This window comes from Cytobacillus sp. OWB-43 (assembly GCF_034651445.1).
GTDB classification, from domain to species: domain Bacteria; phylum Bacillota; class Bacilli; order Bacillales; family Cytobacillaceae; genus Cytobacillus; species Cytobacillus kochii.
In genome coordinates, this window is the sequence record NZ_JAYEFF010000001.1 from 1,167,196 (window position 1) to 1,183,803 (window position 16,608).

Below are 16,608 nucleotides of genomic sequence, written 5' to 3' on the forward strand. Positions count from 1 at the left end.
AAACAACTGAGTCAAAAGATTCTCCTGTTTCAATTTCTCGTGTAAGACATCTACCTTAAATTAAACTGGATGGCCTGTTTTGTTAGTCCTTCTAAGGGAACCACCCTCTCTTAAATTATTTAAAGGCAAACCCCATTATCTTACATTCGTTTTACTACGATTCCAACTACATAACCACCTTCACTAGCAAGAGAGAGAGAGAGAGTATTTTTTTGCTTAAAAGATTCATCATATGTCACCATAAAAAAACACCCCGAGCGTTAGACTTCGGGGTGCATATGAAAAGCTCTATTCTATTTTATTTAAAGTTCTTCATTTTCTTCGCCTTTTTTAGTCTTCATTTTAAAATAAGCATCAAATACCTCATCAGCAATATGAAGGTTAATCTTGGATTTATCTGAAGACAACCATGGAATGACAACTGAAATGGCAATTTCAGGATTATCATACGGCGCGTACCCGACAAAGGTTAAATTCCAAGTATCTGGATTCGATTGCACCTTAAGCGGCCCCCCGTAGTAAGCTTGGGCTGTTCCTGTTTTACCTGCAATCTTATACTTTTTATTTGTAATCCCACTATTTGCTGTTCCCTGCGGATGGTTGACTACTTGGATAAACCCATCTTGTACATGTTCAATCCATGCATCCTTCATCGTAATTTTATTCAAAACATTCGGCTCAATGGATTTATAAACCGCACCAAGTTGATTATTCTCAAGATTCGGTTCACGAATTTCCTTCACAATCTGTGGTTGCATACGGTAACCACCATTTGCTATCGTTGATACATATTGCGCCAATTGTAGCGGACTATAAGTATCGAATTGTCCAATGGCAAAATCAAGTGTATTCCCTCCATTAGGAGGAATTGGTGATTGTCCTGTTACTTCACCTGGTAAGTCGATACCCGTTTTCACCCCAAGACCGAACTGGTGAAAATTATATCGTAACTTTCTAATACCTTCATCTTTATCAATACGTAGTTTACCTCGCGGAATGTATTCTTGTTGTCCACCAATTCTCATCGCTATTAGAAACATATAAACATTTGAAGATTTCCTAAGGGCCGTTAGATCATTAATGGCACCAAATCCTGCCGTATTCCAAGATCGTTTAGGTTGTGTTCCGTCAAAATACAAAGGTCTATCTACCAAAACACTCCAAGGTGAGATTACTCCTTCTTCGTAACCTGCTAACACTGTTGCGCCTTTTATAGTGGAACCCATTGAATATTGACTTGTCATATTACCTAAGGCGTAATCCATGACTTCTGTTTCACCAGTTTTTTCATCTTTGACAAATTGTTTGCCAGCCATTGCGAGAACCTCACCTGTTTGTGGGTTCATCGCTGAAACGAAGCCACGATCTAAATAGTAATTACTTCCCCTCAGACTTCGAACATGCTTTTCAATGATTTTTTCTACCTCTTGTTGGAATTCGATATCAGTTGTTAAGACAAGGTCTTTTCCTGCTTGTCCTTCTCTTACCACATCTTGCTTTGTTACTTCACCCGTTTTATCTGTGTAATTTTTCATGATTTTCTTTTGCCCTTGTAAAACAGACTCGTATTGCAATTCTAAATAACTCTTGCCGACACGATCATTGCGACTATAACCTTTAGATTGATAATATTCGAGCATTTCACTAGGCAAGCCCTCTTTTGAACTTGAAACATTTCCAAGTACAGAACTTAATGTTACTTCTCCATCTTCGTCCTTTAAAGCATTATAACGTTCCCAGTCTACCGTTGTATCAATACCAGGTAGTAAATGAAGATTCTCACTAACAAGAGCAAATTCATCTTCATTAACATTTTTGTTCTTAATAAAATGAGGTGTCAACATTCGACTACTTGCCATTTCTCGAAATATCGCTAAAACTTCTAGTTCATCCTTCTTAAAAGCATTCAGTTCTTCTTCTGTTATTCGTTCCCGCGTTCGTTTATATATTTCTTCATCTACTTCTTTTGCTGACATATCACTTGCTTGCAATTCATCTTTTTCTTTATCCGATACTTTTTCTGCTGCTTCATTCGGATACTTTATTATCCAAAAGTCTTGTTTATCTCTTTCCGTAATCGCCTTCAAGTCTTCTTCCGTGTCTTTTTTAATCATTTTCGCTAAAAGCTCTGATGTCTGAATCATTTCTTCTTGAGTTGTAGATTGAGAGCGAGTATAACTTATGGCTAATTGAGGCTTATTCCCTACAACCAGTCTACCTTTACTATCATAGATCTGCCCCCTAGGTGCCGTGCTTGCTACTGGCACCTCCACTTCCCGTTCAATCTCTTTTTTATAATTCTCCCCGTAAACAATTTGAACAATACCTAAGCGGAAGATTAGAATCGAAAAGAGGATAAATACTGCAAAAAACATTAAATTAATCCGAAAAACCATTTTTTTATTTCTTTTCTTTCTTTTCTGCTCTCCCGCCATCATCAACACAACCAATCATCAAAGTATGAATGTTCTTAATTATTACTATATGTAACTATTATATTTCAAAAATATATTATCTATTAAAATTAGATTAATAATATAACCTATCTTACAACAAATATCCAATTTTTTCAATTGTTATGAAGAAATATTTGATAAAAAAAGATCAATTTTACACTTTCAGTAACATTTTCTAAAAAGGACGGTAGATGGTGATCAAATCAGGTATCCACTTGACTGCCTTTTAAGTGATGATTGTTCTTCATTTTTATTAGCTAAATAAAAAAATCGATTGTTAACCAACCGATTTTTTCATTTGACTCATTTGTAGTTTTTGACGATATACTACTGGCTCATATAACATGAATACTCCAATTAACCCAATAATCGCAAAGCTTAAAGGAATATAGAGTCCATATTGATAAGCGGTTGTAAGGTCAAAATTAGCAAAATGGTCCAATACTTTCCCAAAAAGAGCTGGCAGCAACACTGCGCTAAGAAAGCCACCCGTATTGGCGAAACCGGAAATAAGCCCCACTTCCTTTATATGAAAGGACTGTCTAACAACTGTAAAGGTTAGAGCACTCGCACCATTTGCATAGCCTATGATCACGAATAAAAGAATGAATAATAAATACGGTGGCTCTCCACCCAGCAATACTAGTGTGATCCAAGCAGAAACCGACAGCAACTGCACGATAACATACGGTAATTTGACACTGTCAAAAAAAGTAGATAGATAGGTTGTTAATGGCGCTCCGATAATGGCACCAAATAAGCCGTACATAATTACTTCACTTGCACTTGATCTTGATAAACCGTAAATGTCCATACCATAGGGAACAGCCCAAGAGCCAATAAAGCCAATATATGTGCCTACTACACCAAAATGACAAAGGAATGTCGCCCAAGCTTGGCGATTGACTAGTAATCTTCTTATGATGACTAATAACGGTTCATTTGTTTCTTTTTGATTTTTTTCTTCTTCCATTTGAAATTTCTTCTTAGGATATTTTATTAAAACAACATAGAGTCCGATACCGAGGGTGAATATTACGATGCCAACAATTAAAAATGGAAGTCTCCACCCTAATAGAGAAATGGTCGAACTAAAAGGAACTGTTGCCAATAAGAAACCTAAACTTCCTGTCATTCCAGCAAATCCCACTAGCATCGAAAACTCCTGCTGCTTGAACCAAATGCTCAATACAAGAACTAAATTGACCCAAATAGTAGCATCGCCAATTCCACATAATAGCCTAGCAAAGATAAGCATATAACTATTATCTACCGAACTATAGAGGATGGTACCTAGTCCGTTTAGCAGCGTTCCAGCGACTAGAAATACATTTGGACCAAATCTATCAGAGAATAATCCGATGGGAATTTGCAATCCAGCATAAGCAAAAAATTGAATACTCGTTATCAGCCCAATCGTTGCTGCAGTTAAATGAAATTCTTCCATTAATTGATCAGTAATTAAACCAGGTGCTGTTCTTTGACTAACCATAAATAAATAGGCTAAAAGTAAAACACCAAATACAACCCATCTGTACTTACTTTGTTGTTTATTCATTATTTAAACGCCTTCCTCAATTTAACATTCGTCTCTCATTATACGCTTATTGTCTTTATATATATATAGGAAGTTTATATGTCTATGAGGGTGGAGAAGTAGAAGTCATTTCTATTGACTAGATGAGTAGTTGGTGAAGATCTAACTTCTTTTTTAGGAAAATCCGATATGGCAAACTGTCTTAATTGCATAACAAACCTGATATTACAACGATTATAAAGGGTATGATGTTAACAGAATTGAGTTAGTATGAACTAACCTTATTCTGTTAACACTATTCCCGCTTTCATTTATGAAGTTTTATGCATATGTTTTATCACTTAACCACTTTTCTTGGGTATAAGCCATTTCCCAAAAAGCTAACTCATATTGACAGCTAATGGTAAATGCCATTTTCATTTTTTCTTTTTCTGTTTCAGATGCAATTTCAGCAAGCCGATCAAGATGATGAATTTGTTCAAGTACAAGTTTAACAAACCATTCTCCACCGTATGTATCAATCCAGGTACGATAGATTTCTTCTTTTGGTTTTGCCCCTTTAAAGCTCTGCCCAATATCATAATAAATCCAATAACACGGAAGCAAACTAGCGATGACCTCGCCAACTGTGCCTGTCTCTGCTACACGATATAAATGGGATGTATATGCATAGGCAGTAGGAGCGGGTCTAAACTGGTTTAACTCTTCTTCAGAAACTTTTAATACCTCCATAAATTTGTTATGTAACCCTAGTTCAGCTTCATAGGTACCTTGCGCATGCGAGGCCATTCTTGAGGTCATATATAAATTCTCTGCTTTAGAAGCAGCGATTGCTTGCACACGAGCAAAATGTGATAAATAGTAAGAATCTTGTAACACATAAAAGCGGAAACACTCAATTGGTAAATCTCCCTTAGCAATTCCTTTAACGAAAGGGTGTTCAAAATTCGCTTCCCATATATCATGTACTTCTTTCCTTAACGATTGTGTAAACGTTTCTTTTGTTGTCATCATTTCTACCTCTTCTCTTTTTTTATCGAGCATAAAAAATCCAGAAAAGCGAAAAACCACTTCCTATAAGAAAGTGGTTACTGTATACATCATTCATTTAGTTATAGTTATAACGTTAACTAAATTGATATACGCCACTTCCCTACGCTGGTATCAACCAGATCAGGTTCTAAGAGTCTTAAAGTTATTGCACTTTAATCTCAGCCTTTTAAAGGCACCCCTAGTGGATTTATTCAATTATGCTTTCAAAGTTATGTTATCATCTTATCAATAAATGTCAACTGCAAGTTTAGGAATTGAGCAATGTCAAGCTTCTCTTTCAGTAACGATTATGAACAAGTTGGATGAATGCTGTCGTTACCTAAACACTTCAACTGATCTAACACCGCGGCTTAAATTGGCATTGACTCAAGGATGGATAACTCCAAATATTCTCCATGCATTTACACTCTCCACCCTCTTCGCCTAGTGAAGTTTTTCTTTATAATGAAAGCTTACGACTTTTTATCAGCTAAAAAAATGTTTATACTAGAATTATGATTTTGGATAAAGAATGGGTGAATACTACTTGGAAACACATATTTTTTCAAAGGGAGAAGAAATCGCCAACGCGATCGTACACGGAATCGGTGCGCTATTAAGTATTGCGGCTCTCGTCATTTTAACTGTTTTCTCATCCTTATATGGAACAGCTTGGCATATTGTCAGCTTTGTTCTTTTTGGTACAACGATGGTTATTTTATATTTCTCATCAACTTTGCTACATAGTTTACCTGCTGGAAAAGCAAAGGATGTATTTGAGATTCTCGATCATTCTTCCATTTACTTTTTTATTGCTGGAACGTTCACACCGTTTCTATTTATAACAGTTAAAGGAACCTTAGGATGGACCTTATTTGGTCTTGTATGGGGGCTAGCAATTGCTGGAACAGTTTTCAAATGTTTTTTTGTTAAAAAGTTTTTAGTCTTCTCGACATTACTATATGTTTTGATGGGCTGGCTAATTATATTTGCCTGGGAGCCTCTGGTTACACACTTACCTACACAAGGAATGATTTTCCTCATTATCGGTGGCGTTCTATACACTGCTGGTTCAATATTTTATGTATGGAGAGGATTTAAGTACCATCACGCATTGTGGCATGTTTTTGTTCTTGCTGGTTCGATTATGCATTTTTTTGCTGTTCTCTCGCTTTTACCTTGATCAAAATTTACCTCTTTATAAATGATCTGCAGATGGCTACTCTCACCACCTGCAGATTTATTAATATCAGTTTGTAGAGTTTTTATCACATTACTTGTTCTATATTAATAATAAACTACTACTTATAATAACTTCATTACTTCATAGCGAAAGCTCAATTTTTTATACCCTTGTTTACGATACATATCCTTTGGCGTGTCATTGCTGTCGGCTACAAGTATAACCCTATGATTGCTAAATCGCTTCATTACTTCATATTGCAAGCTTGCAGCAATCCCCTTTAATCGGTGAGCTGGTAACACACCTACATTATCAATTTCAGCTGTACACTTATTAAAAAATACTTGTAATGAACCTGCTGGCACACCATGATCATATGCGAGTAACTGTAATGTATCTTTTGCATTATGATGATAGGAATGCATGCTTCTATTAAGGTTCACATATTCCTCACCATAATCTAGATCAAAGTTTCTCTGCAATTGTAGATATTCTCCTAAATTATCATTTGTCACTTCCTCAACCACGATTTCGTTCTTTCTATCTTTATAGATAAATTGAAGAGGGTTAATTTCATATAACTCCTGACACCCGATCGTATAGAATTGTTGATAAAGGTATAATAAAACATCCTCTTGAATCATTTCGTCTGCTGGTAAATAAAACTTCAAATGTTCTTGTTTATGCTCTTTCTGATAGTCTTCCAAATACATTTGTGCCAGTTGAAAATCTTGCAAACTAGGATTTATTTTAAATTGGATAAAGTTTGCATCATATTTAAAATAGAACTGTTTTGTGCCATAGTGATCAAAATTGGCTTTTTCTGCTATTAAATTACCATCATGATGTATATCTCTGAAACTAACCACTGACCATCTCTCCCCTACTTATAGCCCTTAAGTATAACGATTAATTCCTTACGGTAAAAAAATACCTCTATCTATTTTATCATTTTTCACAAATAAAGAAGCCCGAACATTTATGTTCGGGCAACAACACCGCATTATTACAAATACATTTCGATACCGGGTCCAATCGGAATACCGAATAATCCAAAAATGAATAGCATGACTACCCAAATTACTAAGAAAACCATTGAATAAGGAATCATTAAGGAAATAAGCGTGCCTAAACCTGCTTTTTTATCGTATTCTCTCATAAAAGCAAGAACTACAAGGATATACGGATTTAGTGGTGTAATAATATTTGTAGTTGAATCGGCAATTCTATACGCTGCTTGGATAAAAGCAGGGTTATAATCAAGTAACATAAACAATGGAATAAAAATTGGGGCTAATAATGCCCATTGAGCAGACCCACTAAAGATTAATAAATTCAGAATAGAGACGAAAATAATAAATCCAATAATAACAGGAATACCAGTTAAATTGATGGAAGATAAGAATTCCGCACCATTGACTGCAATCCAAGTACCTAAATTGGACCAGTTAAAATAAGCAATAAATTGTGACGCAGCAAATATAAGGACGATATAGCCTGCCATATCTTTCATCGAATCTGCCATATACTTTGGAATATCAGCACTTTTTGTGATTTTCTTTACTGTTACTCCGTATGCTGTTCCCATCGTTATAAAGAATAATAAAACAATTGGGATAATTCCACTTAAAAATGGGGAAGGAATCATACCACCTTCTTCGTTTCTAAGAGGGGAGTCTGGCCAGAAGATAATTGTAAGTAAAATAGCAATATATGCTAGACCCGCTATAACGGCATTTCTTAACCCTTTTGACTCGATAGCTGAAACCGGTTCAAAATTCTTTTTCAAATCCCCATCATATTTTCCTAATCTTGGTTCAATTACCTTTTCAGTTAAGAATCCACCAACTAAAGTTAAGAGAACAGTAGAAATCGACATAAAATACCAATTATCAACAGGTGATACAACAAATGAAGGATCGATTGCTTTAGCAGCCTCAGTAGTAATTCCCGCCAATAATGCATCTGTTCCAGCGATTAAGACATTGGCTGAAAAACCTGCACCTACTCCAGCAAAGCCGGCTGCTAAACCAGCTAATGGATGCCTACCAACAGTGTAGAAAACCATCGCAGCTAACGGTGGTACAAGTACGAACGCCGCATCTGAAGCAATATTCCCCATAATACCAATAAAGAAAACAGCATAAGTGACTAATGACTTTGGTGTACTTAAGATCGACTTTTTAATGGCTGTTTCTAGTAAACCAACTTTATCAGCTAAGCCTACACCAAGCATCATAGCTAACACAAGGCCTAGTGGGGCGAAGCCAGTAAAGTTAGACAGCATCTCAGTTAATATAAACTGCAATCCTTCACCAGAAATTAAACTTTTTATTGCCAACTCTTCCCCTGTTCCTGGGTGCTCAACAGTAACATCAAATTGATTAACAATGAACGTTAATATCATTACAAACGCTGCGAGATAAACGAAAATAAAAAATGGATCTGGTAGCTTGTTCCCTATCGTTTCAATGCCTGACAAGAACTTGGACATCAAGCCCTTCTTTTCTTGTTCGTTGTTTACATTTGCTTGCAAATTATTTCACTCTCCTTACTTCGAAATTTATCGGAATTTATCCTTAACATTTCCGTTATTATATCATCACATTTATATTGTGAATAGTCTTTTTTTAATCTTTTTTGTCTTTTTTATTAATTTTCTAATAAATATCATTTTTATTTACAAATAAAAGAATATATAGGAATTATATGGTTGATAATGATTCTCAATGTTCGTCTTTTATTAGGTGTTATTTAACTTAAACGATAATAAAAACCTAAACAACTGGAAATAAGTGATATTTCTAGTGTTTAGGTTCAAATCATACGGATTTATTTTTTATTGTTTGGCAAACTGATTAAAGTTTATTTGATAAATTTTTCGTGGTCTCCCTCGATGACCTGTCTCTTCTCCTATAATTTCAGCTAAACCTATCTTTTCCATCTCCATCAATATTCTTCTTGCGTTGCGATCAGTGCTTTTTAGCCAATGAGATAAATCTTGAGAAGTAATCTTATTTTTTTGGTAGTGTAATGATAAAGACTCAATTTTTGCAACAATCTTACTACTTATACCTGCATCTTTAAATATTTTTTCCCAATCATTTCCGTAAATCCTTGAATGAAAACTTATTTCTTCTTTTTCATTATTAATAATTGTTAATTCTTTCTCTTCATTAACAGAGATAACAATAGGGCCCTTAAATTCACGGGCATGAGAGAAAGCCATACTCACATTTTCCTCAGCCTCTAATACCGTTAAGCCAAAGCCTACACCTATGCGAACACGTAACCGACTATGAACAAAAATCTCTTCACTGATCGTCAACATCGATTGGTCTCTCATAAAGAGCTCAAGCTCTCCTCGCGTAGTAAAAATATAGTGAACGCCATCATCCATCTGGACTATCGAACCATTCATTTGTTCACCAACGTCAAGCAAGACTTTCTTTAGTTCTAGTTCTTGATGCTTTAACCGGAAGGATCGCCTTCTTTCTTCACTTTCAGAAGAAGCAACGATGCGTTCGACACCAATAATGACAAGCTGGGATTTCCGGTACCATGATGCTTGCCCCTTTTCTTTAATCGTTTCTAAAGAACGTCTGACCGTTAGTTCTGATTGCTCGATGCGATAAGTTGGGATATTCATCTTCGTTAATTCTTTATACACCTTATTCAAACAAGTAATAGCCACATCGACTTTGTTACTTTCATATAATTCTTTATGAAAAGCAATAATCTCTTCAGCCGGCATATATCCATCGTAAGAATTCATCTGGAAAAGGACTCGATTCCTCACTAGCGGATCGAGTCCTCTATCCATTTCTTCTTCTTGAATAGTGTCCAAGCTAAAACGCTTTTGCACTTGATCGCTATCTAAAAAAACCTTTACTAAGACAGCAAGCAGGCTCGCACCACTTAAAGGAATATAACTCGCTTCTTTTTTTGTAATCACTTTCTTGGATAATGCATAAAAATATGGCGCCTGTCCTGAAAAAAGCCACTGGTCAACCCATTCTCTATTTCTAATAATAATTTGCTCAGTTTCTTCAGTCGATTCATACACAAAGGGAATAAAGTGAAGTTCGCCGTAGTCCGCCCCTGTATCTATAATCATTTTAACTGAATCTTTTGGTCCAATAACCCCCACTCGAATTTTCATTCAACGCACCTGCCTCCAACAAATTAAACAATATAGCCTTATTTTAACATGACTGGTTAAGGTTCGTTCTTTTTTAACTTATTGCCATCCTAAAATCACACGACAAATTGATTCAACGGCGATAGGCAGTACCTCTTCATCATAATCAAAACATGGATGATGATGTCCAGCAGCGAGCGGTGTTCCAAATAACATATAGTTCGCCGCTCCCCCATTATTCCTCACCTTCTCTAACATAAAGGCAGCGTCTTCAGAAGCCCCTAGAGGTAATTTCGGAATCACATTTTTAATATTTGTACTTGCTTTCACTGCCTCATTAATAAAATCCACCCATTCTTCTTGACACTCTGCACTTGGCGCTTGGCCAACGATTTCAACATTTGTTGTGACATCATATAGTGCTGCACTAGCTTGAATTATTCTCATGGCTTCGAGGACCATGTACTCTTCATTAAGTTCAGTTGAAGCACCTCGGGTTTCTAATTGCATTTTCGCATAATCAGCAATAATATTTCGGCCACTTCCAGCCTCTAGTGTTCCTATATTGATGCGCGTCGCACCCCCTGCGTGTCTCGTAATACCATTTAAATGTAATGAAGAGGCTGCAGCGGCTAATAGAGCATTCCTGCCTTCATTTGGCTCTAATCCAGCATGTGCTGATTTGCCAAAGTATTCAACGTTTATCTTTGTACTCGCTAAGAACTGATCTGTTGTTGCAACGATGTCACCAATGTTTAATGAGTGGATCCCTATATGTCCGCTTAAAAAGACATCGGCATCATCTAACAATCCTTTATCCACCATCGGCTTTGCCCCTCGTCCGCCTTCTTCTCCAGGTTGAAATAACAAGGTGAAACGTCCGTTTAATTGATGGCGATTTTCATGAATAAAATGCGCCACACCTAAACCAATGGCGGTATGCCCATCATGACCGCACGCATGCATATAGCCCGCTCTGTTACTATGAAACCCATGCACAAAAGGAAAATGTGCTTCATCCTCTGCTTCATTAATCGGCAGGGCATCAATATCAAATCGTAGAACAATATGTTTTCCTTTTCGACCAGTGTCGAAATAAGCTTTAAGTCCCGTAAAAGCACCTTTCATTAAATATAAATACGCTTTATTTATGCCCGCTTCCATCGCTCTTTGTTCTTCTTTTTCTATCTGATCTTCTGTTGGCAACCCCATTCTTGTATGTGGATGGAGAATCGCTTGTCCCATCTCTACTTCAAAATCAAGCTTTTCTATCTCTTCAGCAATTTTTGCAGTTGTCACATACTCTGTCCACGCTACCTCTGGATATGCATGAAACATTCTTCTCATTTTAGTTAAATACGGGGTGATGTCTTTTATGAATGCTTCCATTGAAAAAAATTCCTCCTATAAACCCTTACTTTGTAATTGTTCAATTGTATCAATGGCAACTTGAGCCATTAATTCCATACCGATCGGCAAAATGTTTTCATCAAGTTGAAAAGAAGGGTTGTGAAGCGGCTTTTGATTATTTCCTATTGAACAACCTAGCCAATAATATACACCTGGATATTCTTTTAAAAAGCGGCCAAAATCCTCTCCTGCCATTGAGGGTGCGACTTCTGGGACATTTTCCTTACCTACAAATTTTGCCGCTGTTTCCTTTACTCTTTCAGCCCATTCCGGAGTGTTTACTGTGGAAGGATAACCATCAAGGTATGTGATTTCGACACGTCCACCTAGCGCCTTAACAGTGTCTGTTACGATTTGATGAAAACGATTCTTCACTTGTGTTTTTACCTTATCTGTTAAAGTCCTTACTGTACCTTCAATAATTACTTCTTCCGCAATGACGTTATGGGCAGCACCGCCAGACACCTTACCAACTGTGACTACCGCCGATTCTAGCGGATCAATGTTTCGGCTTACGATCGTTTGCAACATTGTAATTACTTGATTCGCTATAATAATTGCATCTATTGTCGTATGGGGCATACTTGCATGCCCACCTGAACCAGTGATTTTCAAAGAAAATCGATCAGAGTTACCCATCATTGGTCCCGGTCTAACTCCTATTTGACCTGGCGGAAGGTCTGGCCATACATGCTGACCAATAATAACAGACGGTTTATATTCATCAAATACACCATCTTCCATCATGATTTTCGCTCCACCTATTGGAGACTTTTCTTCCGCTGGTTGAAATAAGAGCAAGATTGTGCCGGATATGTTGCCTTTATGTTTATTTAAAATAATTCCAGCTCCTAATAACATTGCTGCATGGCTATCGTGACCACAAGCATGCATCACACCTTTTACTTTCGAAGAATAAGAGACACCACTTTGTTCTTCAATCGGTAGGGCATCAATATCCGCTCTTAAACATACTGTCGGTCCCTGTTTTGCCCCTTTAATAATTGCTAGAATACCAGTTTTTGCAAAACCAGTTTGATATGGTATTTGATAATCGTTTAATTTCTGTTGTATTTTCGAAGATGTTTGTACTTCTTCGCCACTTAGCTCTGGATACTCATGAAGCTCACGTCTAAACAATGTTAATTCAGTAGCTATTTCTTTTGCTTCGCCTTTAAAAGAAACGGTCATAATGATCTCTCCCTCTATCAAATCATTAAGGAAAAATTCCTTATCAATTCCGATAATACACTAAAATGAGTCAAATTTGAGGGAAATCCGAGAATTTTTTAAAAATTTACGCTAAATTTCTTTTGTGAATAGAAAAATATCCGTTAAGATACTCATTTTATTTCACTCTCTGTCTCGAGACGTAAAAGATGCTCCTTCCTTTCTATTCCTCCGCCATATCCACCTAATTTACCGTCTGCTTTAATCACACGATGACACGGTATTATAATGGCTATTTGATTGGCTCCGTTCGCATTTCCGACAGCCCTTACATAATTGCTACTTCCTAATAGCTGACCAATTTCCTGATAAGATACAGTTTGTCCATAAGGAATCTTTTGCAAAAGAGACCATACTTCGAGTTGAAAAGGAGTTCCTTGAAGGAAAAAAGGAATTGTAAATTGTCGAAGTTGTTTAGCATAATAAAGCTTGAGCTGCTCTTCTAGGTTTCTATTAATCTTTGTATCCCCTGGTAGAATTCGCGCATTTTGTTTGTTTCTTAAGTTTTCTATCTCTTTTTCAAGTCCACGTCTATCAACAAATTCCAATAAATATAAATATTTTTCATCACTAATACTGATCATCCGCCCTAGAGGTGTTGATACAATATTTGCATATAATATCGATAAAGAAGCTCTCTTAGGAGACCTACCAAAAATCTTTGAGAATGCATCATTAAACGCACTCGATGAATCATACCCGAGTAATACTTGTTGATCTATGACTTTTTTTCCATTTAATATTTCTTTAAAGGCGATACCCATTCTTCTTGAGCGGGCGTACTGCACAAATGTCATTCCATAAATTTCTTTAAACCTTCTTCTGGCAGTTGCTGAATGGATACCAATTTCTCGAAAATCTGCTTCCTTCCATCTTTTTTCCGGGCTTCCCTCAACGGCTACAACTAATTTCTCAATTTCTTTAGGAATGCTATTTGGATAGAATAATGGTGTACACCGCTTACAAGGGCGATATCCTGCTAATAATGCTTCCTCTGCAGTTAAGAAAAATTCACAATTCTCATACTTAGGCTTTCTTGCCGAACAGGTCGCGTGACAAAAGATACCGGTTGTTTTTATACCAACAAAGAAAATACCATCATATTTTGGATTTCTGTCAACTAAAGCTTGATAAAACTCTCTTGCCTTTTCCTCGCCTATAACCATAGTTGCCCCCTCCTTTATTTCGGTTAATCGCTACTATAATTATAGCGAGACTAAGCAAGATTTCTTTCGAAAAATGAACAACTATTTTTATTTTTGGTTTATCCCACTTTCTAAGTTATTTCAATCATATAGATGATGGGTTATATTATATTCTTTTATGAGCCAGTCTTTTTTCTTTAAAGTAATTGTATTAATACAACCATTTAATAGACGGTCTTTTTTTTGATGAATTTCTCCTTTTGAAAAATGATTTAGTAGTGTGCCAATCACCGCACCATGTGCAACAAGAAGGACTTTTTTATGAGGATATTGATAATGAATGGTTGATAAACCGATTTTTATTCTTTCCATTAATATTTTATCACTTTCATAACCCGGGATATTATGTGATGGAAACTGCTCTTTTCTTTCTTCATAAGTCATTCCCTCTGCTTCTCCAAAACATCTTTCAATAAATTCATCCATGACAACAATAGGTAATTGCAGCTTCTCATTTATAATTTCTGCTGTTTGTCGGGCTCTTTTCAAGGGACTTACAATCATTACATCTGCATCCGTTCCAGAAAAATAGTTTCCACATTGCTTCGCTTGTAGCTTTCCTTTTTCGTTTAGGATAATATCCGTTCTACCTTGAATTCTTCTCGCAGCATTCCAATCGGTTTCTCCATGTCTAATCAAACAAATCGTCGTCATTCTTTTCCCCTCCAAAAAGTTAACGCTTTTTTCATCTTGCGTTCATAGGTTATTCATATTTTATGTGTATATTAATAATACAGCTAGGACATAAACAAATTCCCCCCCTTTTGAAATAGGGATTGAACATTGTTCAATCCCTTTCTTATTGTTTTACATACCGATTTTTCTTATTTTTTTATTCGTATGATGCACATACTTGTCCTGATATCATAAGATATTAACGAATAAAAATTTCTTTCCCGCTAAAACCAGTTTGCTTCGCCTTGTGACCCACCTAGTGACAAAGTCTGCTCGGTGGGCGAATTTATTAGTTTTCAATTTCAAACTCGTTTTATCTATCAAGCTTTTTCTCGTTTTTTTCAAAAAAAGCCAAAGTAATATGCTCACTTACTATCTTCTCGCCCACCAATTGAAAACAATTTTTTTTATAAAAATTGACTGCTGGTGTATTTTTAGTTGCTGTCGAAACCTTCAGTTTTTTTGACTTGTTTTCATTCTCAATAAAGTTTAATAGTGCTTGTGCAACTCCCTTTTTAAAAAAGTTTGGGTGGACCACTAAACGGCAAACCTCTATCACATGCCTATCAATATTGATTGATATAACCCCATATAACCGTTCTTCGCTGTAATAACCAAAAAAAGATTCCCCACAATTTTGCAGCGTTTCTATTGTCTCTTTTAATGGGGGTAAATCATATGAACCAATAATCGCCGCTTCTATTTTATATGCTGCGATTTGAATGGAGAACACCTCTTGAGCTGACTCAAAGTTAGTAATATCAATTGTTTTTATCATTTTACAAATCCCCCAGTCTTCCAACTCTTATGAAGCTTTCACATTGATTGATCATCTGTGGTGTGTATGGCCATTATATCATCAAGTTTTTAAACAAACGCTATAGTTAATATCAAATAACATCATATAAAATCTAGCCATAATCTGAATTTCTTTTCCTTCGATACTTGATTGTCTATAATAATAAAAAGTAATGAAAGGCGGAGAGGAAATTGGATATGTTAACAAAGTGGCTGAATAATGCACATTCAACAGTTGTTTTTACCGGGGCTGGTATGTCTACAGAAAGTGGGTTACCAGATTTCCGCTCATCTACAGGACTATGGAAGCAATTCGACCCAAAGCAATTAGCTAGTATTGACGCATTGAACAATCAACTCAGTGATTTTATGCAATTTTATCTAGAAAGAGTGAACAGTGTACAGCTTGTAAAGCCTCATCAAGGGCATAGCATTCTTGCACAATGGGAAAAACAAGGGTTAATTGAAGGTATTATTACGCAAAATGTTGATGGTTTACATCAAGAAGCAGGTTCTACACATGTAGCAGAACTGCACGGTACATTAAAAAGATTTCACTGTCAAAGCTGTGGGGAGACAAAGGATAGGGAAGATTTTATAAAGCAACAAATCAAATGTCACTGTGGTGGTAAGATAAGACCGTCTATCGTATTATTCGGTGAGCAGTTACCAAATAAAGCTTTCGAAGATGCGTCGCATCTCTCTTCATTTTGCGACCTTTTTATTGTTTTAGGTTCCTCTCTTTCTGTAGCCCCAGCCAATCAATTTCCTTTAATCGCAAAAGAAGCAGGAGCAAAGTTAATAATCATTAATGAAGAATCAACCGATCTCGATCATTATGCTGACTTAGTCATTAATGAGAGGAAGATTGGAGAAGTATTATCCGCTGTGGATCAACAATTACATAGCATTTAATTTAAGAAAATTCGATATAACTTATT

13 protein-coding genes and 1 riboswitch are annotated in these 16,608 nt (G+C 36.2%); of the genes, 2 read left to right on the top strand and 11 right to left on the bottom strand.

Annotation, left to right across the window (positions count from 1 at the left end; genetic code table 11):
* Window positions 1-302: 302 nt before the first annotated feature.
* The 3 genes from U9M49_RS05695 to tenA all read right to left on the bottom strand — a co-directional run bounded on the left by U9M49_RS05695 (window position 303) and on the right by tenA (window position 5,004).
* Complete coding sequence (locus U9M49_RS05695; RefSeq protein WP_307313502.1) at window positions 303-2,435, bottom strand: peptidoglycan D,D-transpeptidase FtsI family protein; 2,133 nt, start codon at window positions 2,433-2,435, stop codon at window positions 303-305.
* 298 nt (window positions 2,436-2,733) lie between these two features.
* Window positions 2,734-4,014, bottom strand: coding sequence for an MFS transporter (locus U9M49_RS05700; protein ID WP_307313499.1), 1,281 nt, complete (start codon window positions 4,012-4,014; stop codon window positions 2,734-2,736).
* A gap of 300 nt (window positions 4,015-4,314) precedes the next feature.
* On the bottom strand, window positions 4,315-5,004 hold the full coding sequence (gene tenA / locus U9M49_RS05705) for a thiaminase II (protein WP_095373668.1): 690 nt from the start codon (window positions 5,002-5,004) through the stop codon (window positions 4,315-4,317).
* Window positions 5,005-5,126: 122 nt separating this feature from the next.
* Window positions 5,127-5,236: riboswitch (TPP riboswitch) on the bottom strand.
* Between the two features lie 336 nt (window positions 5,237-5,572).
* On the opposite strand from tenA, the gene trhA reads away from it, so the two are divergent.
* Window positions 5,573-6,208, top strand: coding sequence for a PAQR family membrane homeostasis protein TrhA (gene trhA / locus U9M49_RS05710; protein WP_307313496.1), 636 nt, complete (start codon window positions 5,573-5,575; stop codon window positions 6,206-6,208).
* A gap of 122 nt (window positions 6,209-6,330) precedes the next feature.
* Here trhA and U9M49_RS05715 read toward each other — a convergent pair whose 3' ends face one another.
* The 8 genes from U9M49_RS05715 to U9M49_RS05750 all read right to left on the bottom strand — a co-directional run bounded on the left by U9M49_RS05715 (window position 6,331) and on the right by U9M49_RS05750 (window position 15,647).
* Entirely contained in the window at window positions 6,331-7,077 is a 747-nt protein-coding gene (locus U9M49_RS05715) for a GNAT family N-acetyltransferase (RefSeq protein ID WP_095373044.1), read from the bottom strand.
* A gap of 137 nt (window positions 7,078-7,214) precedes the next feature.
* Window positions 7,215-8,702 carry an AbgT family transporter gene (locus U9M49_RS05720; RefSeq protein WP_095373667.1) on the bottom strand — a complete coding sequence of 496 codons (1,488 nt, stop codon included), beginning with the start codon at window positions 8,700-8,702 and terminating at the stop codon, window positions 7,215-7,217.
* 345 nt (window positions 8,703-9,047) lie between these two features.
* A complete protein-coding gene (locus tag U9M49_RS05725; protein WP_095373043.1) occupies window positions 9,048-10,370 on the bottom strand; it encodes a hypothetical protein in 1,323 nt (440 codons plus the stop codon).
* A gap of 78 nt (window positions 10,371-10,448) precedes the next feature.
* Window positions 10,449-11,738: an amidohydrolase gene (locus tag U9M49_RS05730; protein ID WP_095373042.1), complete on the bottom strand. Its 1,290-nt coding sequence runs from the start codon at window positions 11,736-11,738 to the stop codon at window positions 10,449-10,451.
* 15 nt (window positions 11,739-11,753) lie between these two features.
* Window positions 11,754-12,950, bottom strand: a complete 1,197-nt coding sequence (locus U9M49_RS05735) for a M20 family metallopeptidase (protein ID WP_322909472.1) — start codon at window positions 12,948-12,950, stop codon at window positions 11,754-11,756.
* A gap of 152 nt (window positions 12,951-13,102) precedes the next feature.
* The gene (locus U9M49_RS05740; protein ID WP_095373040.1) at window positions 13,103-14,155 is read right to left on the bottom strand and encodes a bifunctional transcriptional activator/DNA repair enzyme AdaA; all 1,053 of its coding nucleotides are present in this window, start codon (window positions 14,153-14,155) and stop codon (window positions 13,103-13,105) included.
* 120 nt (window positions 14,156-14,275) lie between these two features.
* Window positions 14,276-14,848, bottom strand: a complete 573-nt coding sequence (locus tag U9M49_RS05745) for a histidine phosphatase family protein (protein ID WP_095373039.1) — start codon at window positions 14,846-14,848, stop codon at window positions 14,276-14,278.
* Between the two features lie 334 nt (window positions 14,849-15,182).
* Complete coding sequence (locus tag U9M49_RS05750) at window positions 15,183-15,647, bottom strand: GNAT family N-acetyltransferase (RefSeq protein ID WP_322909473.1); 465 nt, start codon at window positions 15,645-15,647, stop codon at window positions 15,183-15,185.
* A gap of 218 nt (window positions 15,648-15,865) precedes the next feature.
* Here U9M49_RS05750 and U9M49_RS05755 point away from each other — a divergent pair, with 218 nt between their 5' ends.
* A complete protein-coding gene (locus U9M49_RS05755) occupies window positions 15,866-16,582 on the top strand; it encodes an NAD-dependent deacylase (protein ID WP_322909683.1) in 717 nt (238 codons plus the stop codon).
* The last annotated feature ends 26 nt before the right edge of the window (window positions 16,583-16,608 follow it).

Excerpts from the sequence above, each read along its gene's own strand:
- U9M49_RS05695 (WP_307313502.1), bottom strand. The coding sequence starts at position 2,435 with ATGGCGGGAGAGCAGAAAAGAAAGAAAAGAAATAAAAAAATGGTTTTT.
- U9M49_RS05700 (WP_307313499.1), bottom strand. The coding sequence starts at position 4,014 with ATGAATAAACAACAAAGTAAGTACAGATGGGTTGTATTTGGTGTTTTA.
- tenA (WP_095373668.1), bottom strand. The coding sequence starts at position 5,004 with ATGACAACAAAAGAAACGTTTACACAATCGTTAAGGAAAGAAGTACAT.
- U9M49_RS05720 (WP_095373667.1), bottom strand. The coding sequence starts at position 8,702 with ATGTCCAAGTTCTTGTCAGGCATTGAAACGATAGGGAACAAGCTACCA.
- U9M49_RS05725 (WP_095373043.1), bottom strand. The coding sequence starts at position 10,370 with ATGAAAATTCGAGTGGGGGTTATTGGACCAAAAGATTCAGTTAAAATG.
- U9M49_RS05730 (WP_095373042.1), bottom strand. The coding sequence starts at position 11,738 with ATGGAAGCATTCATAAAAGACATCACCCCGTATTTAACTAAAATGAGA.
- U9M49_RS05735 (WP_322909472.1), bottom strand. The coding sequence starts at position 12,950 with ATGACCGTTTCTTTTAAAGGCGAAGCAAAAGAAATAGCTACTGAATTA.
- U9M49_RS05740 (WP_095373040.1), bottom strand. The coding sequence starts at position 14,155 with ATGGTTATAGGCGAGGAAAAGGCAAGAGAGTTTTATCAAGCTTTAGTT.
- U9M49_RS05745 (WP_095373039.1), bottom strand. The coding sequence starts at position 14,848 with ATGACGACGATTTGTTTGATTAGACATGGAGAAACCGATTGGAATGCT.
- U9M49_RS05750 (WP_322909473.1), bottom strand. The coding sequence starts at position 15,647 with ATGATAAAAACAATTGATATTACTAACTTTGAGTCAGCTCAAGAGGTG.
- U9M49_RS05755 (WP_322909683.1), top strand. The coding sequence starts at position 15,866 with ATGTTAACAAAGTGGCTGAATAATGCACATTCAACAGTTGTTTTTACC.